The following is a 24878-nucleotide window of genomic DNA, read 5'->3' as shown; positions in this document are numbered from 1 at the left end:
CTTCGGATGTCTGTTTCAATGGAAAATCAAACGGCGGCCCAGGAGCGGATCTTCCAGACACTGGCTGGACATCCGGGCGTGACGCGGATCGATACCCACGGCGCCTCGGTCTTCCTCGACGGCGATCGCGCGTTAAAGATCAAGCGGGCGGTCAAGTACCCATTTCTCGACTATTCGACGCTTGAGAAGCGCAAGGCGGCCTGCGAGGAGGAAATCCGGATCAACCGGCCGCTGGCGCCGCAGATCTACCACGGCGTCGTCGCGATCACAGAACGGCCGGACGGATCCGTGAAGGTCGGCGGCCCCGGCCGGCCGATCGAATACGCCGTCGACATGTCGCGATTCGACGAGAGCCGGACGCTGGATCATCTGGCGAAAGCGCTAAAGTTCGATGCGGGCCTCGCGTCGGCCATTGCCGATGCGATCGCGGCATCGCATGCGGCGGCGACGCCTGCCGACAGCGAGGCGTGGGTTTCCTCGATCCCTGCACTGATCGACGGCAACAGCGATGGCCTGCGGAACGGCGATCATCTGCCGGGCAAGGAGATCGAACAGCTCGCGCAGGCCTCGCACGGGGCATTCCTGCGCATCCGCCCCTTGCTTGAAGAACGCGGCCGCCAAGGCTTCGTCCGCCGTTGCCACGGCGACCTGCACCTTGCGAACATTGTGCTGATCGAGCGGCAACCCGTACTGTTCGACGCCATCGAGTTCGACGCACAGATGGCGACGGTCGACGTGCTCTACGACCTCGCATTCCCGCTGATGGATCTGTTGCGCCACGATCAGCCGCTCGCTGCAAACGTTGTCCTGAATCGGTATCTTGCCAAGACGCCGCCCGGGAATCTCGATGCGCTCGGCGTGCTGCCGCTGTTCATGTCCATTCGCGCAGCAATCCGCGCCCAGGTGACGCTGGCGCGATTGAGGCCGCCACATTCCGACGACGCCGGCATCGTCGATGAAGCACGCCACTATTTTAACCTTGCCTGGGCGCTGATCCAGCCTCCCGCTCCCTGTCTGATCGCGGTGGGGGGACTGTCGGGCACCGGCAAGACGGTTCTAGCGGGGGCGCTCGCGCCGGCGGTCGCACCGCAACCGGGTGCCGTGGTGTTGCGCAGCGATGTCATTCGCAAGCAGATGTTCGGGGTCGCGGACACGCACCGGCTGCCGCCATCCGCATACACGCCCGAGTTGGCGGAGCGGGTTTACATAGCGTTGGCCGAGCGCGCCCGCCATGTGCTGGCCCAGGGCCATTCCGCGATCGTCGACGGCGTGTTCGCCCGCGATGTCGAGCGAGACGCCTTCGCGGCACTGGCCCGGGATTGCAACGTACCTCTCACCGGACTCTTCCTGGTCGCAGATCTGGCAACCCGGCAGGCTCGAATCGGCGCACGCCGCGGCGATGCATCCGATGCCACGCAAGAGGTTGCCGCATTGCAAGAGCACTATAATATCGGTCATATCGGGTGGACGACCATCGATGCGTCCGGGACACAAGCGCAGACGCTCCAGAGATGTCGGGACACGATCGCTGAAGGCAAATAGGGCAATCTGATTGGCGCGGATGGCGCGATCCACTACGAGTTCGACCAGGACCGCCCGTGTCAAGCCGGCGGCGAGCCGCAATCCGTTGCCGGGCCGCCTCAGTCCCGGCATGGCCTGTGATACAGCCTTTCGGATCATCGCCCGCCGTCATCTCGCAGCCGTCCTCGCCCAGCATGAGGGGACCTGCCGCGGCGATCCGGACGCTCTGCATCAGATCCGGATCGCCCTGACCCATCTGCGAACCGCGATCCGCTTCTTTTCACCCATGGTCGACGATGCCCTGCGCCCCAAGGTCTGGGCCGAATTGAAATGGCTGAACAGCCAGCTCGGCATGGTGCGGGACCTCGACGTCGCGATTGAACGCGTGGTCGCCGAGACCGGCGACGAGCTCGCCGTGATCGCAGAACTCCAACACTGGGACGAGAAGCGGGCCGAAAGCCATCGCCTGCTGGCCCGTGCGCTGCAATCGGCGCGATATCGCCGCCTGGTCGAGCAGACATCAAGCTGGATCGAGCGTGGCCCCTGGTCAACCAGGCGCAGCAAGGAGGCCATCAGACTTCGCCGCTGTCCGCTTGCCGACCACGCCACGGCGCAACTGACCGATTGGGAAAGGACGCTGCTCACGAAAGCTCGGAAGCTGCGCAAGCTCGACGTCGAGAAGCGGCACAAGCTGCGGATTCTCAACAAGCGACTGACCTATTCGATCGAGTCGCTGGAGGATCTGTTTGCCCACAAGGCGCTGAAGAAGCAGAAGTCAATTCTCAAGCAATTGCGCAGGGCGCAAAAGTCCCTCGGACAGCTGAACGACGACGCACGCGGTCAGACGCTAGCCGCTTCGTTGAACGAAGCGGTGCCGGAGGCTGGCATGCGCTTTCTCGACCGCAAGCGCGAAAAGAAGCTGTTGCGAACGGCTTCGACGGCCTATCGCAAACTCGACAAGGCCAAGACCTTCCGGTCCTCTGACCTAACGCCGGATTCGGAGCCCGAAGACTAGGTGCGAACGTAGTCGCCCGGTGCGTCGGGCAGGCTATCAATGTTGCCATGCCCGATCGGCGGCGGATCGCAGAGCTCGCCGGATTTCGCGATGAGCCAACGGCTCCATTCCGGCCACCACGATCCCTCGACATGCGGCGCCAGCTTCAGCCATTCATCGGGGCCCACATAGGGCGCGTCCGCGGCCTTGGTCATGATTTGATAGTTGTGTCCGGGATCATCGGGCGGCGCAACGACGCCGGCATTGTGGCCGCCGCTGGTCAGCAGGAACGTCAGGTCGGCATCGACCTGGTAGTGGATCTTGTGCACGGATCGCCACGGCGCCACGTGATCAGCGAGCGTACCGACCACGAACATCGGCACATGGATGTCGGACAGCGAGATACTCTTGCCCTCGACCCGGTAACGCCCCTCGGCCAAATCATTGTTGAGGAACAGCTTGCGGAGATATTCCGAATGCATCCGATAAGGCAGCCGCGTCGCATCGGCATTCCAGGCCATCAGATCGCTCGGCGACGATGCTTCGCCCATCAGGTAGTCATGCGATAACCGTGACCAGATCAGATCGTTCGAACGCAACAGCGCGAACGCGCCCGCCATCTGCGCCGTATCGAGGTAGCCTCGCTGCCACATCATGTCTTCGAGAAAGGCGACCTGGCTTTCGTTGATGAAGAGCGTCAGCTCGCCGGCCTCGGTGAAGTCGGTCTGCGCAGCCAGGAGAGTGATAGTGCCGAGGCGATCGTCGCCGTCGCGCGCCATCGCGGCGGCAGCGATCGACAGCAAGGTGCCGCCGAGACAATAGCCGAGCGCGTGGGTTTTCTGACCCGGCACGATCCGGCCGATCACATCCAGCGCGGTCATCACGCCCTGCTTACGATAATCGTCGAACGCGACATCCCGATCCCTGGCATCCGGATTGCGCCAGGAGATCGCGAAGACGGTGAAGCCCTGATCGGTGAGATATTTGACCAGCGAGTTCTGCGGCGACAGATCGAGGATATAGTATTTCATGATCCAGGCCGGCACGATCAGGATCGGCTCGGGCCGTACTTGCGCCGTGGTGGGATGGTACTGGATCAGTTCCATCAGCTCATTGCGATAAACGACCTTGCCGGGCGAAGCCGCAACAGTCTGTCCGACGATGAACCGCTCATCTCCGACCGGCTTCGCGGCCGAAAGCATCCGTATCAGATCGCCGCACCAATTTTGCCAGCCGAAGACGAAATTCTCTCCACCACTCTGAAAGGCCTTCTCCAGCACCTCCGGGTTGGTCATCGCAAAGTTCGACGGAGACAGCATGTCGAGCATCTGACGGGTCGAGAATTCGACGATGGCCTCGTTCGCGCGCGAAACGCCACGAATTCCCGTCGTGGCATCGTGCCACCAGCGCTCTCCGAGCAAGAACGCCTGCGCGAAAATATTGAACGGCGCGACTTCCCACTGCGGCTCCCTGAAACGGCGGTCTCGTCCCTCCGGCCGGATGACAGACCAGGGCTCTTGTCCCGGCGAGGTCGCGTGCGCGGCAGCTTCCAGCAAACGGCAGGTATCACGAACGACGTTGCCGGCGATCTCCATCCGGCGCTGCGGCGCCACGGCAAGGTGGGAACTCCAATCGAGCCAGGCGAGCAGCAAGGCCGCGGGCGAAATGCCGCTCGTGAACCGCGCCAGCATCGCGTGGACCGTGCGATCGAAAAGGTAGGGCTCGGCCATCGGCTCGACGGCCGGTGTCGCGGCGGACGGCTCGATATTCGTCACCGAGGGGTTGACGTCCGCAGCCTGGTCAATGGACGGCGCCGGCTGTTCGGGCCGAGGAAGAATTTGCACGACGTTCATAGCCATCCCTGCGCGCTCCTGGTCGCATATGCGCGACAGGATATGGTCAGCCGGCCAGGAGACGTTGAGCTGCATCAATTCCAGAGCTCGATCACAACCGCTTAACCGGCGAACCTGCTTGACCTGCATCAAACCGCACCGTGGGGCCTGATCTAGATTTTCTCATCGAAATTCGACAAGCCAGCGGAGCATTCTATGCGCGCCCACCAGATCATGACCCGGTCGGTTATCTCGGTCACGCCCGACACCAGCATCGTCGAGGCCGCGAATATCATGCTGAAACGTCACGTCAGCGGCCTTACCGTCGTCGACGACCGTGGCAAACTGGTTGGCGTGGTCTCGGAAGGAGACTTCATCCGCCGCAGTGAGATCGGCACCGGACGCAAGCGCGGCCGCTGGCTGAGCTTCATCCTCGGACCCGGCAAGACGGCTAGCGACTTTGTCCACGAACACGGCCGCAAGGTGTCGGAGGTGATGACAGACTCGCCTGTAACCATCACCGAGGATACGGCACTTGCCGAGATCGTCGATCTCATGGAACGGAACAACGTCAAACGGTTGCCGGTGGTGCGCAGTGATAAAGTCGTCGGTATCGTATCACGCGCCAACTTATTGCAGGCCGTGGCCGGCCTGGCCCGCGAGGTGCCGGATCCGACCGCCGACGACGATCACATCCGCGGTCGCATCATCGATGCCATGGAGAAATACGACTGGTGCCCATTCGGGCTGAACGTCATCGTACGCGACGGCATCGTTCACCTGAGCGGCGTCATCACCGAGGAACGCTCGCGGCAGGCCGCTGTCGTCGCAGCGGAGAATGTCGAGGGCGTCAAGAAGGTGCATGACCATCTGTGCTGGGTCGACACCATGTCCGGCGTCTACCTGAACTCGCCCGAGGACGACGACCTCGCCAAAGCAAGCTGAGCGCAAGAACCGACTCAGCGCGGAATGACGGCGGTGGCCTCGATCTCGACACGCGCCGCTCTCTCCACAAGGCGGACGACCTGGACCAGCGCCATCGCCGGATAGTGCGCACCGAAAACGGCGCGGTAGATCTGGCCGAGCTCCTTCAGGTTCGTCAAATATTCGTCCATGTCGACGACGTACCAGGTCAAACGCACCAGGTGCTCGGGCCGCGCACCGGCCTCAGCCAAGATCTCAGCGATGTTGCTCAGGGTCTGGCGCACCTGCGCGACAAAGCCGTCGGCGAGGCGCTCCTCGGCATCCCAACCGATCACGCCCCCGGTCACGACGAAGCGCCCCTCAGCGGCCATGCCGTTGGCATAGCCCTTTGGCATCGGCCAGCCAGAGGGCTGCAGCACCTGTGCCTTCGGGCCGGGGTCATCCTCCTCTGCGGTCGGTAGCACCGCGACCTGTGGAACTTTCGGCGTCGTCACGGACAATTTCTTGATCCTCATCTCATTCTGCCGCGACACCCGAGGACGTCGCGGCCGCGTGCGCCAATTGCCGCAGGGCGAAGCGCTTCAATTTTCCGGTCTCGGTCTTCGGTAACTGCGTCACGAACTCGATCGCGCGCGGATATTTGTACGGCGCGATCTCGCGTTTCACGTGCTCCTGCAACTCGGCTGCGAGCTTTGCATCCGGCGTTACACCGGGCGCAGCAACGACATAGGCTTTCACGATCATCCCGCGCGCCTCGTCCGGCGCGCCAACGACGCCGCACTCGGCGACAGCCGGATGCGTGAGCAGCGCTACTTCCACATCCGTGCCCGCGATATTGTAGCCGGATGACACGATCATGTCGTCCGAACGCGACTGATACCAGAAATAGCCATCGCTATCCATCAGATAGGTGTCGCCGGTGATGTTCCAGCCGTTCTGGACATATTTGCGCTGCCGCTCGTCGGCGAGATAACGGCACCCGGTCGGCCCCCGCACTGCAAGTTTTCCCATCGTACCCGCCGGCAGATCGTTACCGTCATCATCGACGATCTTGGCTTCATAGCCGGGAACGGGCTTGCCAGTCGCGCCGGGACGAATCTCGTCCTCGGTCGCACTGATGAAGATGTGCAGCAGCTCTGTCGAGCCAATCCCGTCCATCAATTTGATACCGGTAGCCTTGAGCCAGGCATCGAATGTCGGCTTGGGCAGAGTCTCACCAGCGGAGACGCATTTTCGGAGCGAGGAAATGTCACGACCCGGAAGCTTGCTGATCAAGGCGCGATACGCGGTCGGCGCCGTAAAGCAGACAGTCGTCTTGTACCGCTCGATCGCCGACAGCATGTCGTCGGGCGTCGTCTTCTCCAGCACGACGAAGGACGCGCCGATATGCATGGGGAACAGCACGCCACCGAAGCCGAAGGTGAAGGCGAGCGGCGCGGAGCCGATGAAACGGTCCTTCTGCTCGGCCCGCAAAATGTTGCGCGCGTATGCGTCGCAGACAGCCAGCATGTCCCGGTGGAAATGCATAGTGCCCTTGGGATCGCCGGTTGTGCCAGAGGTGAACGCGATCAAGCAGATATCGTCGGAAGCCGTATCAACCGCCCTAAACTCGCCACTCGCATCCGCAATCAGCGCCTCGAGCGAGTCGGGAGCGCCGTTGCCCCAATAGACCACATGCTTGAGGCCGGGGGCCGCCAGCTTCGCCTTCTCCATCTCATCGGAAAGCTTTCCGTCACAGAGCGCCAGCGTGATCTCCGCCTTCTGGATCGGATAGGACAGCTCCTTGGCGCGGAGCAGCGGCATCGTCGCCACGCAAATGCCGCCGGCTTTGATGACCGCGAGATAAGTCGCGACCATCATCGGGCTGTTGGCCGAGCGCAGCATCACGCGCCCGCCGGTGACGAGACCGAGCTTGCCGACCAATACATTGGCGATGCGGTTCACGAGCGTCTGCAACTCGCGATAGGTGTAGCTGACAGCGGGACTGATGATGCAAGGCGCATCGCCCTGCCCCTGCTCGACCCAGCGGTCGAGGAAATAGCTGACGCAATTCAATCGCAACGGATAGTGCAGTTCCGGCCGCGTGAAGATGAACTCCGGCCAGAGCTCGGGCGGCGGTAGATGCTGCCGGCCGAACGTGTCGACATGGGCGGTCGCAGCGTTGCCGTCATGCGAACCCGAAAGTTGAACCTTGGCGGCGTTGGCCATCGCACGCTCCTTTGCGCATGGAAAGCACCCGGCAGCACGAACTGGAAAACATTTTAGGCTTAAAACAATTTGGTGCAATAGCGGATTTTGGGCATCCCATGCATTTCGTGCGGCAAAGCGGGATTGGCGGGCGCGTCGGCCAGCGGACTTAGGGCCGGCGGCGACCGGCCGATTTCTGCGCCGATGCCTTGGTCTTGGCCAGGAGCCGCATCAGCTCGCGCACATCCTTCGGCGTCAGATCGGCAAAGAGATCGGCGATCCAGGTCTCGTGTTCCGAGGCCATCCGGCGAAACTCGGCGCGACCGAGTTTTGTGAGGCGGATCACCTGGACGCGGCGGTCCGTCTCCGAGGTTCGGCGGTCGAGATGGCCGGATTCCACGAGGCGCTCGACGAGGCCGGTGACGTTGCCGTTGGACACCATCATGCGCTTGGAGACGTCCGACAGCGTCATGCCGTCGGCCGCCTTGTCGAGCTGCGCCATCAGATCGAAACGGGGCAGCGTGACGTCGAAGCGCTGCCGCAGCCGGCCGCGGACCTCGCCCTCGATCAGGGTCGTGCAGGTGAGCAGCCGCAACCACAGCCGGAGTTCATCGGCGTGGTCCTCAGGCGTTTCGACGGCTTTGGTCTCGGAATCGAGCATCTCGATGCAGTCATTCGCGGCCGGCATTGGCGCCGGCTCGGATTCCCCAACGTTTTGAGCTTCAAATAAATCCACGCCGGCCGCAAGTCCAAAGCTGCAACAATCGACCGCACGCGAATTTCTTTAGGCTTCAAATAACTGGCGCGCCGCTTGCATGCACCGCCCGCGCGATGGTGACGCCTTTGAGCTTGGCTTGCCGCGAGCGCCGTCATCGGCATAAGCTTGGGTCGGAGTACGCGCCTTGCAACGCAAGCGCGATCGTTACGGGGGATAGATCATGAAGACGCAACTGACCTTGGCCGCAGCCGCACTTCTTATTGGCACCGCGATGAGCCCTGCCCTTGCCCAGGAGAAGATCAAGCTGGGCGTGATCGTGACCCTGTCGGGACCTGCCGCCGCGCTCGGTCAGCAGGTTCGCGACGGCTTTGCCCTCGCTGTGAAGGATCTCGGCAACAAGATGGGTGGCCGCGATCTCGAAGTCGTCGTGGTCGACGACGAGCTGAAGCCCGACGCGGCCGTGACCAAGGTCAAGGGCCTGCTCGAGCGCGACAAGGTCGACTTCGTCGTCGGCCCGATCTTCTCCAACATCCTTCAGGCGATCCACCGGCCGGTCACAGAATCGAAAGTGTTTCTGATCAGCCCCAATGCCGGTCCGTCGACTTTTGCCGGAAAGGACTGCAACCCGTTCTTCTATGTGACGTCTTATCAGAACGATCAGGTCCATGAGATCCTCGGCAAGGTCGCGCAGGATCGCGGCTACAAGCGCATGTATCTGATGGTGCCGAACTATCAGGCCGGCAAGGACTCGATCGCCGGCTTCAAGCTCGACTACAAGGGTGAGATCGTCGAAGAATCCTACATGCCGCTGAACACGCTGGATTTCCAGCCGGAGCTCTCCAAGATCTCCTCGCAAAAACCCGATGCGGTGTTCACGTTCATGCCGGGCGGCCTCGGCGTCAATCTGGTCAAGCAGTACAAGCAGGCCGGTCTCGCTGACAGCATTCCGGTGCTCTCGGCCTTCACAGTGGATGAATCGACCCTGCCGGCGCAGCAGGACGCGGCCGTCGGCATGTTTGGCGGCGCGAACTGGGCGCCCAATCTCGACAATCCCCAGAACAAGAAGTTCGTCGCCGCCTACGAGGCCGCCTATAACAGCGTGCCCGGCACCTACGCCTTCCAAGCCTACGACGCCGCGATGCTGATCGACAGCGCCGTCAAAGGCGTGAAGGGTGACCTCTCCAACAAGGACGCCGTTGGGGCAGCCCTGAAGAAGGCGGACTTCACGTCGCTACGGGGGGCCTTCAAGTTCAACACCAACGGTTATCCAATCCAGGACTTTTACCTGACCAAGGTCGCCAAACGTCCGGACGGCAAGTTCCAGACCGAGATCGTCCAGAAGGTCTTCGAAAATTACGGCGACCGCTACGCCAAGGACTGCAAGGCGGCGAACTAAGGCCGCGCATCGCGTTAAGGGAGGACTGCAATGAAGAGCGAAATCACCGGCATCACGCGAGCCAATGAGGGAATCCAGGGCATTTCCTGGAACATCCTCGGCCAGACCTATGTCCCGAAGAGCTGCGCCGAGAACAGCTTCTCCTGGCACGCCACGCTGCCGCCGGGCACGTTCGTTCCGCCGCACATCCACCCCGATCAGGACGAATATCTGTACATGCTGGAGGGCAAGCTCGATTTCGTGCTCGGCAATTCAGAGGCGCAGGCAACGCCAGGCGATCTGATCCGGCTCGGCATGGGTGTGCCGCATGGCATCTTCAACAAGTCGGATCAGACCGCAAAAGTGCTGTTCTGGGTGTCGCCGACCAAAAAACTGTTCGACCTGTTCTGGGGTCTTCACAACATGAAGGAGCAGAAGCCGGAGGATGTTGTCGCGATGGCCGCCGAATTCAACATCCACTTCCTGCCGCCGCCGCCCGGCGCCGGTTAGCGACGCGGTTTAGGCGCGCACCGCCGCAAGTCCCGGTACCGCGGCGAAGCCGGCCTTGGTGGCATAGCCCCGCACGATGGCCTCACGCTGGGAATAGCTCAGCACGTTATCGATATTGTCAAAGCCGTCGGGCGCCAGCTGCTCGACGGCGTCGATGACGCCTTCGGGGCCGCCGCGGCGATTGGAGCGAACGATCTCCGCGGTCATCGGCAGGCGCTTCTTCTCGTACTCCATCAGCGCCTGTCTCGGATGCTCGGCACGCACCAGCGCGTCGGCGAGACAGCGTGCATCGAGGATCGCCTGCGAAGCACCATTGGATCCGACCGGATACATCGGATGGGCGGCATCACCGAGCAGCGTGACGCGCCCCGACGACCAATATGGCAAGGGATCACGGTCGCAGGTCGGATATTCGTAGAACTCGGGTGTCGCCGAGATCAGGCTCTTCACGTCGATGTAGGGCACGGAGAAGCGTGCCACGTGCGGCATCAGCTCCTCGCGCCGGCCCGGCCGTGACCAATCTTCCTTCCGTGGCGGCGGCGCATTGCCCTCACCCACTTTCACCAGCACCGCCCAATTGGTCAGACGGCTCGCCGGGCTTGATCCCTCCGCGATCGGATAGATCACCACCTTGGCGTTGAGACCGCCGGCAACGATCATCGATTTGCCCGTGAGGAACAGCGGCCAATCGCGCGCACCGCGCCACAGCATCAGGCCGTTCCAGCAGGGCGGCCCTTCGTTCGGAAACAGCGTATCGCGGACCCGTGAGTGGATGCCGTCGGCGCCAATCAGGATATCTCCACGCGCGGTGTAAATGTGCGCGCCGGCACGATCGAAGAAATAGGCCGTAACGCCGCCTTCGTCCTGCGTGAAGGCGCCGAGCCGGCAGCCGGTGTGGATGGCCTCCGCTCCGAGCCGCTCCTCGACCGCGCGATGGATGACACCCTGGAGGCGGCCGCGATGAATCGAGAATTGCGGTACGTCGTGGCCGGCGTCCACGCCGCGAGCTTCGCGCCAGACCTCCTGGCCATGACGGTTGAGGTAGTAGAGCTGGTCGGTGCGGATCGCGACGTCGTCGAGCTTCTGCAGCAGACCGAGGCTGGCAAGCTCACGCATGGCGTGCGGCAGTGTGTTGATGCCGACGCCGAGTTCGCGGATCGTATCGGACTGCTCGAAAATCTCGCACCCGATGCCGCGGGCCCGCAGCATCAAAGCCGTGGTGAGACCACCGATACCGCCACCGACGATAATCGCCTTCATCGCCCTCAACTCCACTCAATACGCAGGCAATGGGGGTAACGTCGCACGGGCGGTCACTCCGCCGCAAGCGGCTTCGTCGCCTCCGCCTTGAGCTCAGCCCGGGTCTTGGGCTTAGCCTTAATTCTCAGCTCCTCGATATCCTGCCGGTCGCGCACGCTATTGCGGAAAATCTGGTCCTTTCCGGGCAGATATTGCGGTGGGCAGAACGCATCGTTTGCGCCGTACCAGGCCGCCGCTTTCATGGTGAAGAAGGGGTCGACCAGATGCGGGCGCCCGAGCGCGACGAGGTCGGCCCGGCCGGCGGCCAAAATGGTATTGGCCTGGTCCGCGGTCGTGATGTTGCCGACGCACATGGTGGCGACGCGCGCCTCGTTGCGAACCTGGTCGGAGAATGGCGTCTGGAACATGCGTCCATAGACCGGCTGCGCATCACGAACCGTCTGCCCGGTCGAGACGTCGACGAGATCGACACCGGCATCGGCGAAGGCGCGCGCAATCGCCACCGCGTCATCGCCAGTGATGCCGCCATCCGCCCAATCCGTCGCGGAAATGCGCACAGACATCGGCTTGTGCTTCGGCCACGCCGCGCGCAGTGCCCCGAAAATTTCGAGCGGGAAACGCAGCCTGTTCTCGAGCGAGCCGCCGTATTCATCGGTGCGGGTGTTCGTCAGCGGCGAGATGAAGCTCGCGAGGAGATAGCCGTGGGCACAATGCAGCTCGAGCATGTCGAAACCGCAGCGCTCGCCGCGTTCGGCCGCCGCGACGAACGTATTCCGCACAGCGTTCATACCGGCACGGTCAAGCTCGCGCGGCACCTGACTGTCGGGGAAATAGGGCAGCGGCGATGCCGAGACCACGTCCCAGCCGCCCTGCTCCAGCGGACGGTCGATGCCATCCCACATCAACTTGGTCGCGCCCTTGCGGCCAGCGTGTCCGAGTTGCAGACAGATTTTCGCGCCGGAATTGCCATGGACGAAATCAACGATGCGGCGCCACGCCGCCTCCTGCTCGTCATTCCACAATCCGGCGCAACCGGGCGTGATCCGCGCATCGCGGCTGACGCAGGTCATCTCCGTGAAAATCAGGCCGGCGCCACCGATCGCGCGCGAACCGTAGTGCACGAGATGGAAATCACCGGGAACGCCCTCCTTCGCCGAATACATGCACATCGGCGACATCACGGCGCGGTTGGCAATCTCCATCTCGCGCAAGCGGAATGGCTGGAACAGCGGCACCATTGGCGTGTCGGTGTTGACGTCGAAGCCGTTGCTGCGCACCTGCCTTGCGAATGACTTCTCGACCTCGGCGACGAAATCGGGCGCGCGGAGCTTGAGATTGTCATAGGTGATCGCCTTCGAGCGCGTCATCACGCCGAAGGCAAACTGCACGGGATCGAAATCCCAGAAGCGATCGACATGCTCGAACCAGACCAGCGAGACGTCGGCGGCGTGCTGGGTCTTCTCGACCTCCTCACGGCGGCCGTGCTCATAGACATCCAACGCAGCCTTGATGTTAGGCGCCTTCGCCATCGCCTCGGCCAGCGCGATCGCATCTTCCATCGCGAGCTTGGTGCCCGAACCGATCGAGAAATGCGCACTCGCCTTGGCGTCGCCGAGCAGAACCATGTTATCCCTGACCCAGCGCTTGCTGCGGATCATCGGGAAGTTGCGCCACATTGAGCGGTTGGTGAGCAGCTTGTGCCCATCGAGGAACCAGCCGAAGATGTCGGCCATCCGGGCGGCGGACTCGGTCTCATTCAGTCCCGTCAGGCCCGCGCGCTCGAACGTCTCCGGATCGGTCTCGAAGATCCAGGTCGAGTGACCAGCCTCGTATTGATAGGCATGAGCGATGAAGGGGCCCCACTCGGTCTCCTGAAAGATGAAGGTGAAGGCATCGAGCGGCCTGGTCGAGCCCATCCAGGCGAACTTGTTGGTGCGGAGATCGACTTCCGGCTGGAAGTGCTCGGCATATTTCTCGCGGAAGCGGCTGTTGACGCCATCGGCGAGCAAGATGAGATCGGCGCCGGCAAAGCGCTGCTCGTCGTCGATATCCACCTCGAAATGCAGGCTGACGCCGAGCTCGCGGGCTCGCTCCTGCAGGATCAGAAGCAATTTTTGTCGCGAGCAGCCGCAAAAGCCATTGCCGCCGACCCGATGCACCGTTCCACGAAAATGCACGGCGATGTCATCCCAGTAGGCGAACTCCTGGGTGATGCGGCGATAGCTCGGAAGATCGTGCTTCTCGAAATTGTCCAGTGTGGCATCCGAGAACACCACGCCGAAGCCGAACGTGTCATCGGCCCGATTGCGCTCGTACACGTTGATGTCGGCGCTCGGACGCTGCTTCTTGAGCAGGATTGCAGCGTAAAGACCCGCAGGTCCGCCACCAATGATCGCGACTTTCATGGGAGCCTCGCCAATCTTCCCGGCAATGAAACTATTTTAAGCCTAAACTAATTCCTGGCAAGTCCCCGTTCGAGGCCTCCCGCAGGAAAGAGCCGTTCAGTCGCCCCTGAAGACCGGCTTGACCTTGTTGGCGAAAGCCTCGAAAGCGCGCTCGAAATCGGCCGTCGTCATGCACAGCGCCTGGGCAATGGCCTCAGATTCGATCGCCTCCTCGACCGACATCGCCCATTCCATGGCCAGCATTCGCTTGGTCATGGTGTTGGCGAAGCTCGGCCCTTCCGCCACCTGCTTGGCCAGCAATTGCGCCTGAGGCAGCACCTGCTCCGGCGCGACGATGCGACTGAAAAATCCCCAGCGCTCGCCCTCTTCCGCGGTCATGAACCGGCCGGTGTACAGAAGCTCGGAGGCACGGGACTGACCGATGATCCGCGGCAGGATTGCGCAGGCGCCCATGTCGCAGCCGGCAAGGCCGACCTTGTTGAACAGAAACGCCACCTTGGCCCCGCTCGCGGCGAGCCGCATGTCAGATGCCATGGCGATGATCGCGCCGGCGCCAGCGCAGATGCCCTCAACCGCGGCCACGATCGGTTGCGGACAGGCCCGCATCGCCTTGACCAGATCACCCGTCATCCGCGTAAACGCCGTCAGCCCTTTGGTGTCCATCTTCACGAGCGGGCCGATGATCTCGAACACGTCGCCGCCCGACGAAAAATTTCCGCCGGCACCGGTGACGACGATGGACTTGACCGCATCGTCGAAGGCGCCGGCACGAAAGAAGTCCGTCAGCTCGCGGTAGCTTTCGAACGTCAGCGGATTCTTTCGTTCCGGACGGTTGAGCGTCACGGTGGCAACGCCATCGACTACGGCCAGCAGGAAGTGTTGCGGCGAATAGTCCGCGAGCGGCACGGTGACGGGGTTGGCTGGTCTGCTCATGCGATCTCCTTAGTTTCCCTGTTCCGCGTCCGCGCCAGTACGCTAGATCTCGCCGCCGGCGACGGCAATCGCCTGCCCCGTGATCGCGCCCGCATCGGCGCTGCACAACCAAAGCACGGCATTTGCCACTTCCTGCGGCGTAATCAGGCGACCCTGCGGATTGTGCTTGGCGAGCTCAGCGACAGCCTGCTCACGGGTTCGCCCAGTCTTTTTCATGATGTTGTCGATGCTGCTGGCAACCAAGTCAGTGTCGGTGAAGCCAGGGCAGACTGCATTCACGGTGATGTTGCTGCCGGCCATCTCCAGGGCAAGCGAACGCACAAGGCCGACCACGGCGTGCTTAGCAGCCGTATACGCGCTCACGTAAGCATAGCCTTTAAGCCCGGCGGTCGACGCGATCGCAACGACGCGCCCATAGGGACGATCCTTCATCCCAGGCAGCACTGCGCTGACAGCATGGACGACGCCCATGAAATTGATGTCCATCATACGCGCAAAAAGGGCACTATCCGACTTCGCAAACGGTGCGGATTCGGCGCTGCCGGCATTGGCGATCAGGATATCGATCGGCTTTCGCGCACCGGCCTCAGCGATCGCGGCTTTCAGGGATGCTTCGTTCGACACGTCAGCAACGGCAGAAAAATGCGCAGCACCTGCCTTGATCGCCTCTTCGAGAGTGGCGGCGTTCCGCCCGAGCACCGTGACGGTGGCGCCGGCGCTGACAAGGGACGCTGCGATCGCGCGGCCGATGCCGCGACCGCCACCGGTCACCAGCGCGTGCGGCGAATGCGGTAATGCGGACATGCCCGAGCTCCCCAAAGTTCTGCTGATCGCCCCTCCGATATATTTTAACCTTCAAGCTTTTGCAACGAGAGCGCGGACCGACGCCGCAAAGCGCCCGCGCAAAAGCGAGCGGCCTGAAAATTGCTTTAAGTATAAAATTATCTCTTTCCATCCCCCACAGGCCTGTTAGCATCGCCGGGCCAAGCCAAAGGATGTTGCGTGTCGCAGCCTGCGCCAATGATAACAAGGGACGGACGCTTCGCCTATGAAGCCGCCGGCGACCCAGGCGCGATAGCCCTGATTTTCCTGCATGGCATTGGCGGCGCGGCGCGAGCCTGGCGGCAGCAGCTTGCCACATTCGGCAATCGATTCCACGCGATCGCGTGGGACATGCCGGGCTACGGCGGATCGGCGCCGCTCGCCAGCGTCAGCATCGCTGCCCTGGCCGATGCACTTCAGCACTTCATCGAGCGGATCGGTGCGACAAGCCCCATTCTCGTCGGCCATTCGATCGGCGGCATGATCGTCCAGAAATGCCTGGTGCAATCGCCAAAACTCGCGCGCGCAGTCGTGCTCGCACAGACCAGCCCGGCGTTCGGCAAGGCCGACGGTGACTGGCAAAAATCGTTCATCTCAGCGCGGCTCGGGCCGCTCGATCGTGGCGAGACCATGAAGTCGCTGGCTCCCTCCCTGGTGAAGGAGCTGGTCGGCGAAAATCCAGACCCAAAAGGGATGGAGCTTGCGCGCGAGTGCATGGAAAGTGTGCCCGAGGCGAGTTATCGCGCCATGATGTTGGCGCTGATCGGGTTCGACCAGCGCAGCACGCTCAAAGACATCTCCATCCCGGCGCTGTTGCTCTCCGGTTCCAAGGATAACAACGCCCCTGCGCCCATGATGGCGAAGATGGCAACCTATATTCCCGCAGCTGATTACGTCGAACTCCCCGGCGTCGGCCATCTCGCCAACCTTGAACGTCCCAACGCCTTCGACAAAGCGCTCGGCAGCTTCGTCGATGCCATCGCTGCAATACACGGGTGACCGCGCCATGACCATGCAAGTCAGCAAGAACATCGGCGCAACCGACAAGGTCGCGCTGGATGCGCCGATCTTCGATCCCGTAGCGTTCCGCCTGAGCGAGGAGCAGGCCGCTATTATCGCGCGGGCGCGCGAAATCGGCCAGAGCGTGTTCGCCGATCGGGCCGCCGCCTACGATCGCGAGGCGATCTTCCCGACCGAGAACTATCGCGATTTGCATCGCGCCGGCCTGCTCGGCATCGCTGTCCCCAAGAAGCACGGCGGATTGGGAGCGAACTACCAGACCTACGCCCTGGCCGCGGCGGAAATCGGCCGCTATTGCGGCGCGACCGCGCTGACCTGGAACATGCATGTCTGTTCGACGCTGTGGTCGGGGCCGCTGGCCGATGATCTCGACATGGATGCGGAAATCCGCGCGGAACACGAAAAGCGGCGCGCCGTCCACTACAAGCGCATCGTAGAGGATGGCGCGATCTATTCGCAGCCCTTCTCAGAAGGCGGCGCGGCGGCAGCGGGCGGGGTCGCCTTCGGTACCGAAGCAAAGCCCGTCGACGGCGGCTGGATCGTCAACGGCAAGAAGATCTTTGCGTCGCTCTCCGGCCACGCTGACTATTACGGCGTACTCTGCACTGAGATCGAGGAAGGCGAAAAGGCCTCGCGCCGCAATACGCTTTACCTCGCGATATCAGCGAAATCTCAAGGCGTTTCTGTCGTCGGCGACTGGGATCCCCTCGGCATGCGCGGAACGGTCTCGCGAACACTGCTTTTCAAGGACGTGTTCGTGCCCGAGGATTCTGCGCTGATGCCGCGCGGCGTCTATTTCCAGGCCGCGATGCGCTGGCCCCACATGTTCCTGACGCTGTCGCCGACCTACATGGGCCTCGCGCAGGCCGCTTACGATTTCACGGTGCGTTATCTGCGCGGCGAGGTGCCGGGCATGCCGCCGGTCAAGCGGCGGATGTACCCGACCAAGCAGATCGCTGTTGCTCAGATGCAGATCAAGCTGGAGCAGATCAAGGCAATCTGGTTCCAGGCTGTCACCGAGGCGCGAGCTAATCCGGGCAAAGAGCAGGTGCTGCGCGCCTATGCTGCGCAATATTCGGTGATGGAAGGTGCCAACGAGCTCGCCGCGCTCGCAATCCGTACCTGCGGCGGGCAGGCCATGCTCCGCTCGCTACCGCTGGAGCGCATCTATCGCGACAGCCGCTGCGGCTCGCTAATGCTGCCGTGGACGGCCGAGCTTTGCCTCGACCGGATCGGGCGCGAGGCGCTGTACGAGGCTGGCGAAATGGACGACTGACGGTGGACCTCTGCAGTCTGATCGATCGCAACGCGGCGTTTTCGCCAGACAAGACGGCCATTGCCTTCGAGGGCGAACGGCTGAGCTACGCGACATTCGCCGATCGCATCGAACGGACGGCAACAGCCTTGAAGACGGAATTCGGCGTCGGCCGCGGTGACCGTGTCGCGATCCTGAGCCTGAACCGGCCGGACTATCTGGTCCTACTCTACGCCTGTGCGCGGCTCGGCGCGATGCTGGTGCCGCTGAACTGGCGGCTCGCGGTGGCCGAGCAGCTCTTCATCCTCACCGATGCTGGCGCCAAGGTGCTGATGCTCGAGCGGGCCTTTGAAGGCGTTCTTCCCGAACTCGCGCCGGGCACTGCCGTCGTTGGCCTCGATTTTGCGCCACCGCGCGGCATGACATTCGAAAACCTGCTGGCGCGTGGCCAGGGTAGCGGCCGAAATCCGCACACCGATTTCTCCTGTCCGCTGCTGATCGTCTACACGTCAGGAACGACGGGGCGGCCGAAAGGCGCCGTCCTGCGTCAGGAGGCCCTGTTCTGGAACGGCGTCATGAGCCAGCACATGCACAACATGACGTCGGATGATCATGTGCTGACGGTGTTACCGTTCTTCCACGTCGGCGGCCTCAATATCCAGACGACCGCAGCGCTCCAGCTTGGCGCGACCGTCACGATCCACGCCCGCTTTGCGCCGGACACGGCTCTAGCTTCCATCGAGCGCGAACGACCGAGCTTGACAGTCATGGTGCCGGCGATCATCCAGGCCGTCAGCGAGCATCCCGCCTGGGCCACGACCGATCTCTCGTCGCTGAAGGCGGTCGCCACCGGCTCAACCGTCGTGCCGCCGCACCTGATCGATCGCTTTGTCGCGCGCGGCGTGCCGGTGCTGCAGGTCTACGGCTCGACGGAGACCTGTCCCATCGCCGTCTACACCCGCCTCGGCGGCGACCTCTCGCGCGTGGGATCGACAGGACTTGCCGGCTTGTGCTGCGAGGCGAAAGTGTTCGATCAAGCCGGCAACGAGGTGCCGGCGGGCTCGCCGGGCGAGATCGCGGTCCGCGGCCCCAACGTCTTCTTCGAATATTGGGGCAATGCGGAGGCCACGCGCGAGGCGCTGCAAGACGGCTGGTATCGTACCGGCGATGTCGGCCTGTGCGACCGGGACGGCTATTTCTGGGTGCGCGACCGCAAGAAGAACATGATCATTTCCGGCGGCGAAAACGTCTACCCGGCCGAGGTCGAGCGCGTCCTTCTGGAGCATCCCGACGTCAGCGAATGCGCCGTGATCGGAAGACCGGACCTGCGCTGGGACGAGGTGCCTATCGCCTATGTCATCCGGCGATCCGGCTGCCGGCTCGAAGCGGACGAACTGAGAGCGCATGTTCAATCCCAGCTTGCCCGCTACAAGGTTCCACGCGAATTCGTCTTCGTTACCGACCTGCCGCGCACGGCGCTTGGCAAGGTCCAGCATTTCCTGCTGAAGCAGCTTGATGCGCAGTCGCGCGCCCAAGGAGAAGCACCTTGAAGATTGCGGTTCTGGGTGGGGGAAACGGCTCTTTCGCGGCCGCTGGCGATTTTGCGCGGTCGGAGCACGAAGTCCGACTTTGGCGTCGTGACGCAGAACAGGTCGAAGCACACCGTGCCGCTGGCTGCCGCGTCCTCGTCAAAGATCACAATGGCCGCCACGACGTGAAGCTGGCGCTGGTGACCACCGACATCGCCGAAGCCGTCAGCGGTGTCGAGCTGATCGTGTGCCCTGCCCCCGCCTTCGCACAGCAAGACATCGCTCGGCTCCTCGCGCCGCACCTGCGCGACGGCCAAGTCGTGTTTCTACCACCCGCGACATTCGGCTCGATGATCTTCGCGCAAGCTGCGCGCAACGTCGGCAATCGCGCCAAGGCCAGCTTCGCCGAAACCGGCACGCTGCCGTGGCTCACCCGCAAGCACGGACCATTCGAGGTCGCGATCACCATCCGCGCCAAGCGGCTGCCGGTCGGTGTGTTCCCGCTCGATCAGGCGCCTCACGCGCTTGAGGTGATTGGCCGCGCCTTCCCTGATGTGATCGAGCCCTGCGGTGACGCGCTGTCGGGCGCGTTGATGAATGCGGGTTGCATCATACATCCGCCGCTGATCGTGATGAACGCGGGCCCGATCGAGCACTTCGCGCGGTGGGACATCCACAAGGAGGGCACGCAAGCTGCGATCCGGCGCGTGACCGACGCCCTCGACGCCGAGCGGATCGCGGTGCGCGAGGCGCTCGGTTATCACGCGCCGCATTTTCCCCTCGCGCACCACTACGCCAAGGAAGGCGAGATCTGGATGTATGGCCGTGGCTCGCATGACCGCCTGACCGATTCCGGCGACTGGCGGGAGCGGATCGTGCTGACCGAGCACCGCTACATGCGCGAGGATTTGCGGCTTGGGCTCTCGCTGCTGGTGTCCGTCGCCGGGCTAGCGAGCGTGGCCACGCCACTGGCCAAGGCGTTCCTGGCCATCGGCGGCACGATCTGCGGCGAGGATTTTACGCGAGACGGCCGAACGTTGGAGACTCTGGGACTTGGCAAGCTCCGCAAGGCCGAATTGCAGACGCTGCTTCGCGAGGGATTCTGACCAATGAGCAGCCGTGCCAACATTGCCTGTCTCGGAGCCGGTCGCATGGGCCGCGGTATCGCCGTCGCGTTTGCCTATGCAGGACACACGGTCACGATGATCGACATCAAAGCCCGTTCGGCGGAGGATTTCGCCAGACTGGAGGCGGAGGCGCTCGACGAGGTCGGGAAGACGTTTGCCAGCCTGTCGAAGCTGGGGCTGCTGACCGAGGCGGACGTTGCCCCGCTGATCGCGCGGGTCTCGGTCGTGCCGGCCAGTCAAAGCGGCGCCGCGCTGTCCGAAGCCCGGATGGTATTCGAGGGCGTTCCAGAGGTCGTCCAGCTCAAGCGCGAGGTGCTGGGGGCCGCTTCAAAGCAGGTCGCCCCCGACGCGATCATTGCATCGACCACATCGACCATCCTCGTCGACGATCTCTCCGGCGCGATCGTGAATCCGCGCCGCTTCCTGAACGTGCACTGGCTCAATCCGGCCTATCTGATCCCGCTCGTGGAAGTGTCGCCCGGCAAAGCCACCGATCCCGCCATCATCGACGAAGTCAAGGCGCTGCTCGAAGGCATCGGCAAGGTGCCCGTGGTTTGCGCCGCGACGCCCGGTTTCATTGTCCCTCGCATCCAGGCCCTGGCCATGAACGAGGCCGCGCGCATGGTCGAGGAAGGCGTCGCCAGCGCGGAGGAAATCGACAAAGCGATCCGCTACGGTTTCGGCTTTCGTTATGCGGTGCTTGGATTGCTCGAATTCATCGACTGGGGCGGCGGCGACATCCTTTACTACGCCAGCCGCTATCTCGAAGGCGCTCTCGGCAGCGACCGCTATCGGGCACCGGACGTGATTTCGCGCAACATGCATGAAGGCCGGGTCGGCCTCCGCACGGGCGCAGGCTTCCTCGACTATTCGACCATGGACGTCGATGCCTATCGCGCAAAGCGCCTCCAGGCCATGGTCGACCTCCTCCGGCACTTCGACCTGGCCCGTCCGCCCGTTATCGATCGCAGCTAACCGAAAACGTCCTGAAGGACGCCGTCCCGCACCACCGCGACGCCATCGAGCTCGATGGTGGTTCCCATCATCGGTAGGTCGAAATGACCCGCCGTGTAACGGCCGGCGAATTCGTTGGCGCCCGTCGAGAACAGAAAATTCCCGGGCACGGCACGAATCTCCGTACCGTTGGTATCGCGCTGATCATACATCGATAGCGCTTCGTAGCGCGCCCCCGGGTTCATGCCGAAGCCGACATGCGACACGGCATAGGCCTCACGATCGCCCCAGGCGGCGAGATAGGCACGCATCATCGCGGCATCCGTCCCCTCGCCTTCCAGCTCGACGACATAGTCGTCCTTCAAGGTCATCTTCACCGGCGAGGTCAGGTAACGCTTGAAGGTAAGATTGATATCACCGGGCGCCATCACCAGCGCGCCATTGATCGTCCCGCTCTTAGGGAAGCTCACGACGATACCGCCCGGCCAATGCGCCAGTGTACCCGGCTTGTCGGTCCACCCCCACACGCCGACCGTCGAAGCACCGACCATGTCCACATCCAGCGCAGTGCCGGCCTTCGAGGTGACCCGCATCCGCTTCGTCCCACGCAACATCTTCGCGGCCGCGCGAACGCGCTTCTCGAGTGCAGGGGCCGGCACCATCCGCTCCAACGCCTCGGGATGCTCGTTCGAGATCACCAGGATACGTGCGCCGGCCTTCAGGATTTCAGGCGTCTCCACCGCATGCATCAGGCCCTCGATGGTGCAATCCACGACGAAGCCGGCCTGCTGAAGCGCGCTGATGACGGGACCAAGCTTCTGAATCGCCTCACTGGCCCCGGTCGAGCGGACCGGAACGATGTTGCGATTGCGCGGCGTCGGCATGACGACGTGAAACGGCTTCGCTCCCATTCGCAACAAGGCTAGTTCCGCCAGGTGCACATTCAAGGCGCGAGACTGGGTTTCAGAAAGGATCGCCGCGATATCGCCGGCCTTGACCGCGCATCGCTCAAAAATCTCGCAAAACGCGTCGATCCATTTTGCCTCGATGCGGTCAGCCAGCATGGTTCACTCCCGGTCTTCTCGTTTCGTATGCGTCAGGTCACGCTTCGGGGAAGCCCCGCAGGAGGTATGACCGCACAGCACCCAACAGGCCGTTCAGGATCAACCCCAGCAGTGAGATCGTAATCAGTGGCACGAACATGTCGACCGCCTGAAAGGTGCGGGCCGCGGTGACCAGCGCATGCCCCAGACCGTCCGTTGACGTGATCATCTCGGCCAGAAACACCACGATGCAGGAAATGACAAGGCCGATCCGGCATCCAGTCAGGATGGGGGGCATTGCCGCCGGCAAGACGACCTTCAACAGAATTTCGTAGCGCGGCGTTCCCGCCGCCATCGCCGACCAGATCAGCTTTTGCTCCACCGTCGACGCCCCATAATAGGTGGACAGCAGAATAGGAAAGAGCGCGTCCGCAGCCACCAGCGTGATCTTGGATCCGTGGCCAAAACCGAGTAACAGCAGCAGCGCCGGATAGAGCGCGACCTTCGGCAGCGGCGCCAGCACGCGCACGATCGGCCGGACCACAGCGTTGATTGCCGAACTGGCGGCGGCCGCAACGCCGATGCTGACACCAAGCACGACCGCGATCGCAAAACCGGCAAACAGCCGGATCAGGGTCGCCGCGATTTCCTGCTGGAACGTCCATGTCACGAGTTGCTGGAGCAACCGGTTGAAGACGATGCCCGGCGGCGGCAGCAGAACCGCGGGCGCGACACCGAATGACACCAGGCCTTGCCACAGGGCAATCACCAGCACGATTGGCGCGAACCCAACGATGACGTTTGCTGAGAGATAGCGTGATATCATGAGAAGCTCAGCGGCATGTCGAACTGAGGCTCGGACCAGCGCACGAGCCTTGCGCGGACGCGCTCGAAGACCGCATCAAGGCAGATACCCATCGCCCCGACGATGATGATCATCGCATAGACCGTGTCGTATTGGCCCATATCGAGCGCATTGAACAGAATATTTCCGGCGCCCGATTGGCGCGCGATCATCTCGCTGGTGATCATCGTGATCAGCGCCAGCACCAGGCCGGTGCGGCACCCCGTCAAAATCTCCGGAAGCGCGGCAGGTAACACGATCCGGACTAGGCGCTGCAGAGGCGAAAGCCCCATTGCCGCGCCCGACCACAACATCTTCTCCTCCACGGTTTTGGCACCTTCAAAACTGTGATAGATGACCGGGAGGCTGACGCCGAGAAAGATCACCAGCGTCTTGGTGACGTCACCGACGCCGAGCCATAGCATGATGATCGGCATCAGTGCCGCCTTCGGCACCGGATAAATCACCATCAGCAGCGGATTGAAAAAGGCTGCGACTGCCCGGCTACGGCCCATCAGCAAGCCCAGCGGAATCGAAACCAGCACCGCGATGCCGAACCCGATCGTCATGCGGCGGAGTGAAGCCAGGATGTTGATCAGGGATTCCTTGTCACCGAGGATATCCGGGATCGCGCGGATCGCTTCGAACGCCGTTGGAAAACTATCGTTCTTCAGCGCAAGCGACGCAACCTGCCACACCAACAGCGATCCGACGCAGGCCAGCACCGGCGCCGCTCGTTTCGAGATGGTGGCCGGCGAGTTCATGAGGGCGCCCCGGCTTCGTCGCTTTCATCGAACATGCGTTCGATAGCGACGACGTATTTCTGGTAGCGGGGATCGAGCAACAGCTCGTTGCGACGCCGCGGTCGCGGCAGGTCGATATCGATGATGTCCCGGATGCGGCCGGGAGACTTCGACATCATCACGACCTTGTCCGAGAGAAAGACGGCTTCATCGACGGAGTGGGTGACGAACAGTACCGTTTTGCGGTCGCGTTCCCAGATATTCAGGAGATCGTTCTGGAGCCGCGTTCGCGTATGCGCATCAAGCGCACCGAACGGCTCGTCCATCAACAGGACTTCGGGATGGTAAGCGAGCGTCCGGGCCAGCGCGACGCGCTGCTTCATGCCGCCCGACAGCTCCTTCGGATAGAAATTCTCGTAACCCTTGAGCCCGACCATCTCGATCAGAGCGCGGCTCTCCGCTTCGGCCTCGGTAGCTCGCACGCCTTGCTGGCGCGGACCATAGATCACGTTGCCCAACACCGTCTTCCATGGGAATAGCGCGAACTCCTGGAACACCGGCCCGCGATCCGGACCCGGACCCGCGATCGCCTGTCCCTTCATCCTCGCCGCGCCGTTGGTTGGGCTAACAAAACCACCGACGATATAAAGCAGCGTCGACTTGCCGCAACCGGAGGGACCGAGGATAGAGACGAACGCCCCCTCCTCGATCGTCAAGGAGATGTCCGACAGCGCCAAATGATCCTTGCGCGCCGAGGTCTGGAAGACCTGCGAGACGCGGTCGATCTCGATGATCACGGAAGCCGGCCTTTGTGACATCACCGGTCTCACCAATTCGTTCCTCGAAGGCACTACCTTCATCCTGTCTCTCGCTTCACGCACG

The 24878-nt window shown here is 62.8% G+C and carries 22 protein-coding genes; 10 read left to right on the top strand and 12 right to left on the bottom strand.

Going from position 1 to position 24878, the window contains the following annotated elements; genetic code table 11:
* The first annotated feature begins 18 nt into the window (after positions 1-18).
* Both ACWAT4_RS13630 and ACWAT4_RS13625 read left to right on the top strand, forming a co-directional pair.
* Complete coding sequence (locus ACWAT4_RS13630) at positions 19-1542, top strand: bifunctional aminoglycoside phosphotransferase/ATP-binding protein (RefSeq protein WP_449730749.1); 1524 nt, start codon at positions 19-21, stop codon at positions 1540-1542.
* 19 nt (positions 1543-1561) lie between these two features.
* Positions 1562-2536 carry a CHAD domain-containing protein gene (locus tag ACWAT4_RS13625; RefSeq protein WP_449730748.1) on the top strand — a complete coding sequence of 325 codons (975 nt, stop codon included), beginning with the start codon at positions 1562-1564 and terminating at the stop codon, positions 2534-2536.
* On the opposite strand, the gene ACWAT4_RS13620 is transcribed toward ACWAT4_RS13625, so the two are convergent.
* A complete protein-coding gene (locus ACWAT4_RS13620; protein WP_433995301.1) occupies positions 2533-4206 on the bottom strand; it encodes a PHA/PHB synthase family protein in 1674 nt (557 codons plus the stop codon). The two genes, ACWAT4_RS13625 and ACWAT4_RS13620, sit on opposite strands and share 4 nt — an antisense overlap.
* A gap of 357 nt (positions 4207-4563) precedes the next feature.
* On the opposite strand from ACWAT4_RS13620, the gene ACWAT4_RS13615 reads away from it, so the two are divergent.
* Positions 4564-5292: a CBS domain-containing protein gene (locus ACWAT4_RS13615; protein ID WP_212301342.1), complete on the top strand. Its 729-nt coding sequence runs from the start codon at positions 4564-4566 to the stop codon at positions 5290-5292.
* A gap of 14 nt (positions 5293-5306) precedes the next feature.
* Here ACWAT4_RS13615 and ACWAT4_RS13610 read toward each other — a convergent pair whose 3' ends face one another.
* From ACWAT4_RS13610 to ACWAT4_RS13600, 3 genes are all read right to left on the bottom strand, one after another.
* The gene (locus ACWAT4_RS13610; protein WP_212301468.1) at positions 5307-5765 is read right to left on the bottom strand and encodes a RidA family protein; all 459 of its coding nucleotides are present in this window, start codon (positions 5763-5765) and stop codon (positions 5307-5309) included.
* Positions 5766-5787: 22 nt separating this feature from the next.
* Positions 5788-7479 (bottom strand): benzoate-CoA ligase family protein, encoded by a 1692-nt coding sequence (locus tag ACWAT4_RS13605; RefSeq protein WP_449730747.1) that lies wholly within the window; start codon positions 7477-7479, stop codon positions 5788-5790.
* A gap of 148 nt (positions 7480-7627) precedes the next feature.
* Complete coding sequence (locus ACWAT4_RS13600; protein ID WP_212301344.1) at positions 7628-8146, bottom strand: MarR family winged helix-turn-helix transcriptional regulator; 519 nt, start codon at positions 8144-8146, stop codon at positions 7628-7630.
* A 250-nt stretch (positions 8147-8396) separates the two neighbouring features.
* Here ACWAT4_RS13600 and ACWAT4_RS13595 point away from each other — a divergent pair, with 250 nt between their 5' ends.
* Together ACWAT4_RS13595 and ACWAT4_RS13590 are read left to right on the top strand one after the other, a co-directional pair.
* Positions 8397-9572 carry an ABC transporter substrate-binding protein gene (locus ACWAT4_RS13595; RefSeq protein WP_449730746.1) on the top strand — a complete coding sequence of 392 codons (1176 nt, stop codon included), beginning with the start codon at positions 8397-8399 and terminating at the stop codon, positions 9570-9572.
* A 30-nt stretch (positions 9573-9602) separates the two neighbouring features.
* Positions 9603-10061: a cupin domain-containing protein gene (locus tag ACWAT4_RS13590; RefSeq protein ID WP_092300198.1), complete on the top strand. Its 459-nt coding sequence runs from the start codon at positions 9603-9605 to the stop codon at positions 10059-10061.
* 9 nt (positions 10062-10070) lie between these two features.
* Here ACWAT4_RS13590 and ACWAT4_RS13585 read toward each other — a convergent pair whose 3' ends face one another.
* The 4 genes from ACWAT4_RS13585 to ACWAT4_RS13570 form a co-directional block, all read right to left on the bottom strand.
* Positions 10071-11321 carry a flavin-dependent oxidoreductase gene (locus ACWAT4_RS13585; RefSeq protein WP_212301346.1) on the bottom strand — a complete coding sequence of 417 codons (1251 nt, stop codon included), beginning with the start codon at positions 11319-11321 and terminating at the stop codon, positions 10071-10073.
* A 53-nt stretch (positions 11322-11374) separates the two neighbouring features.
* The gene (locus tag ACWAT4_RS13580; protein WP_212426302.1) at positions 11375-13726 is read right to left on the bottom strand and encodes a bifunctional salicylyl-CoA 5-hydroxylase/oxidoreductase; all 2352 of its coding nucleotides are present in this window, start codon (positions 13724-13726) and stop codon (positions 11375-11377) included.
* A gap of 96 nt (positions 13727-13822) precedes the next feature.
* Complete coding sequence (locus tag ACWAT4_RS13575; RefSeq protein ID WP_212426303.1) at positions 13823-14659, bottom strand: enoyl-CoA hydratase family protein; 837 nt, start codon at positions 14657-14659, stop codon at positions 13823-13825.
* Positions 14660-14701: 42 nt separating this feature from the next.
* Positions 14702-15463: an SDR family NAD(P)-dependent oxidoreductase gene (locus ACWAT4_RS13570; RefSeq protein WP_212426304.1), complete on the bottom strand. Its 762-nt coding sequence runs from the start codon at positions 15461-15463 to the stop codon at positions 14702-14704.
* A gap of 198 nt (positions 15464-15661) precedes the next feature.
* On the opposite strand from ACWAT4_RS13570, the gene ACWAT4_RS13565 reads away from it, so the two are divergent.
* The 5 genes from ACWAT4_RS13565 to ACWAT4_RS13545 are packed head-to-tail and all read left to right on the top strand — an operon-like array spanning position 15662 to position 21387.
* The gene (locus tag ACWAT4_RS13565; protein WP_212426305.1) at positions 15662-16480 is read left to right on the top strand and encodes an alpha/beta fold hydrolase; all 819 of its coding nucleotides are present in this window, start codon (positions 15662-15664) and stop codon (positions 16478-16480) included.
* Between the two features lie 7 nt (positions 16481-16487).
* On the top strand, positions 16488-17777 hold the full coding sequence (locus ACWAT4_RS13560; RefSeq protein ID WP_212426306.1) for an acyl-CoA dehydrogenase family protein: 1290 nt from the start codon (positions 16488-16490) through the stop codon (positions 17775-17777).
* 2 nt (positions 17778-17779) lie between these two features.
* Positions 17780-19306 (top strand): class I adenylate-forming enzyme family protein, encoded by a 1527-nt coding sequence (locus tag ACWAT4_RS13555; protein WP_212426307.1) that lies wholly within the window; start codon positions 17780-17782, stop codon positions 19304-19306.
* Positions 19303-20391 (top strand): NAD/NADP octopine/nopaline dehydrogenase family protein, encoded by a 1089-nt coding sequence (locus ACWAT4_RS13550; protein WP_449730745.1) that lies wholly within the window; start codon positions 19303-19305, stop codon positions 20389-20391. The genes ACWAT4_RS13555 and ACWAT4_RS13550 overlap by 4 nt, the downstream gene beginning before the upstream one ends.
* A 3-nt stretch (positions 20392-20394) precedes the next feature.
* On the top strand, positions 20395-21387 hold the full coding sequence (locus ACWAT4_RS13545; protein WP_449730744.1) for a 3-hydroxybutyryl-CoA dehydrogenase: 993 nt from the start codon (positions 20395-20397) through the stop codon (positions 21385-21387).
* Here the strand turns inward: ACWAT4_RS13545 and ACWAT4_RS13540 are convergent.
* The 4 genes from ACWAT4_RS13540 to ACWAT4_RS13525 are packed head-to-tail and all read right to left on the bottom strand — an operon-like array spanning position 21384 to position 24856.
* Positions 21384-22430 (bottom strand): M29 family metallopeptidase, encoded by a 1047-nt coding sequence (locus ACWAT4_RS13540; protein ID WP_212426310.1) that lies wholly within the window; start codon positions 22428-22430, stop codon positions 21384-21386. The genes ACWAT4_RS13545 and ACWAT4_RS13540 overlap by 4 nt on opposite strands.
* A 37-nt stretch (positions 22431-22467) precedes the next feature.
* Entirely contained in the window at positions 22468-23235 is a 768-nt protein-coding gene (locus tag ACWAT4_RS13535; RefSeq protein WP_212426311.1) for an ABC transporter permease, read from the bottom strand.
* A complete protein-coding gene (locus ACWAT4_RS13530) occupies positions 23232-24017 on the bottom strand; it encodes an ABC transporter permease (RefSeq protein ID WP_212426312.1) in 786 nt (261 codons plus the stop codon). Before ACWAT4_RS13530 ends, ACWAT4_RS13535 begins: the two co-directional genes overlap by 4 nt.
* Positions 24014-24856, bottom strand: a complete 843-nt coding sequence (locus ACWAT4_RS13525; protein WP_212426313.1) for an ABC transporter ATP-binding protein — start codon at positions 24854-24856, stop codon at positions 24014-24016. Before ACWAT4_RS13525 ends, ACWAT4_RS13530 begins: the two co-directional genes overlap by 4 nt.
* Between the last annotated feature and the right edge of the window lie 22 nt (positions 24857-24878).

Source organism: Bradyrhizobium sp. T-1 (assembly GCF_053592855.1).
The sequence above is the reverse complement of the archived record's forward strand: the minus strand, read 5'-3'. Positions and strand labels throughout refer to the sequence as shown.

What these genes read in the sequence shown, in the direction of transcription:
- ACWAT4_RS13620 (WP_433995301.1), bottom strand. Translation starts at nt 4,206, where the DNA reads ATGCTGGCGCGGTTCACGAGCGGCATTTCGCCCGCGGCCTTGCTGCTC.
- ACWAT4_RS13595 (WP_449730746.1), top strand. Translation starts at nt 8,397, where the DNA reads ATGAAGACGCAACTGACCTTGGCCGCAGCCGCACTTCTTATTGGCACC.
- ACWAT4_RS13575 (WP_212426303.1), bottom strand. Translation starts at nt 14,659, where the DNA reads ATGAGCAGACCAGCCAACCCCGTCACCGTGCCGCTCGCGGACTATTCG.
- ACWAT4_RS13545 (WP_449730744.1), top strand. Translation starts at nt 20,395, where the DNA reads ATGAGCAGCCGTGCCAACATTGCCTGTCTCGGAGCCGGTCGCATGGGC.
- ACWAT4_RS13590 (WP_092300198.1), top strand. Translation starts at nt 9,603, where the DNA reads ATGAAGAGCGAAATCACCGGCATCACGCGAGCCAATGAGGGAATCCAG.
- ACWAT4_RS13570 (WP_212426304.1), bottom strand. Translation starts at nt 15,463, where the DNA reads ATGTCCGCATTACCGCATTCGCCGCACGCGCTGGTGACCGGTGGCGGT.
- ACWAT4_RS13630 (WP_449730749.1), top strand. Translation starts at nt 19, where the DNA reads ATGGAAAATCAAACGGCGGCCCAGGAGCGGATCTTCCAGACACTGGCT.
- ACWAT4_RS13525 (WP_212426313.1), bottom strand. Translation starts at nt 24,856, where the DNA reads ATGAAGGTAGTGCCTTCGAGGAACGAATTGGTGAGACCGGTGATGTCA.
- ACWAT4_RS13605 (WP_449730747.1), bottom strand. Translation starts at nt 7,479, where the DNA reads ATGGCCAACGCCGCCAAGGTTCAACTTTCGGGTTCGCATGACGGCAAC.
- ACWAT4_RS13535 (WP_212426311.1), bottom strand. Translation starts at nt 23,235, where the DNA reads ATGATATCACGCTATCTCTCAGCAAACGTCATCGTTGGGTTCGCGCCA.
- ACWAT4_RS13560 (WP_212426306.1), top strand. Translation starts at nt 16,488, where the DNA reads ATGACCATGCAAGTCAGCAAGAACATCGGCGCAACCGACAAGGTCGCG.
- ACWAT4_RS13585 (WP_212301346.1), bottom strand. Translation starts at nt 11,321, where the DNA reads ATGAAGGCGATTATCGTCGGTGGCGGTATCGGTGGTCTCACCACGGCT.
- ACWAT4_RS13600 (WP_212301344.1), bottom strand. Translation starts at nt 8,146, where the DNA reads ATGCCGGCCGCGAATGACTGCATCGAGATGCTCGATTCCGAGACCAAA.
- ACWAT4_RS13540 (WP_212426310.1), bottom strand. Translation starts at nt 22,430, where the DNA reads ATGCTGGCTGACCGCATCGAGGCAAAATGGATCGACGCGTTTTGCGAG.
- ACWAT4_RS13580 (WP_212426302.1), bottom strand. Translation starts at nt 13,726, where the DNA reads ATGAAAGTCGCGATCATTGGTGGCGGACCTGCGGGTCTTTACGCTGCA.
- ACWAT4_RS13615 (WP_212301342.1), top strand. Translation starts at nt 4,564, where the DNA reads ATGCGCGCCCACCAGATCATGACCCGGTCGGTTATCTCGGTCACGCCC.
- ACWAT4_RS13530 (WP_212426312.1), bottom strand. Translation starts at nt 24,017, where the DNA reads ATGAACTCGCCGGCCACCATCTCGAAACGAGCGGCGCCGGTGCTGGCC.
- ACWAT4_RS13625 (WP_449730748.1), top strand. Translation starts at nt 1,562, where the DNA reads ATGGCGCGATCCACTACGAGTTCGACCAGGACCGCCCGTGTCAAGCCG.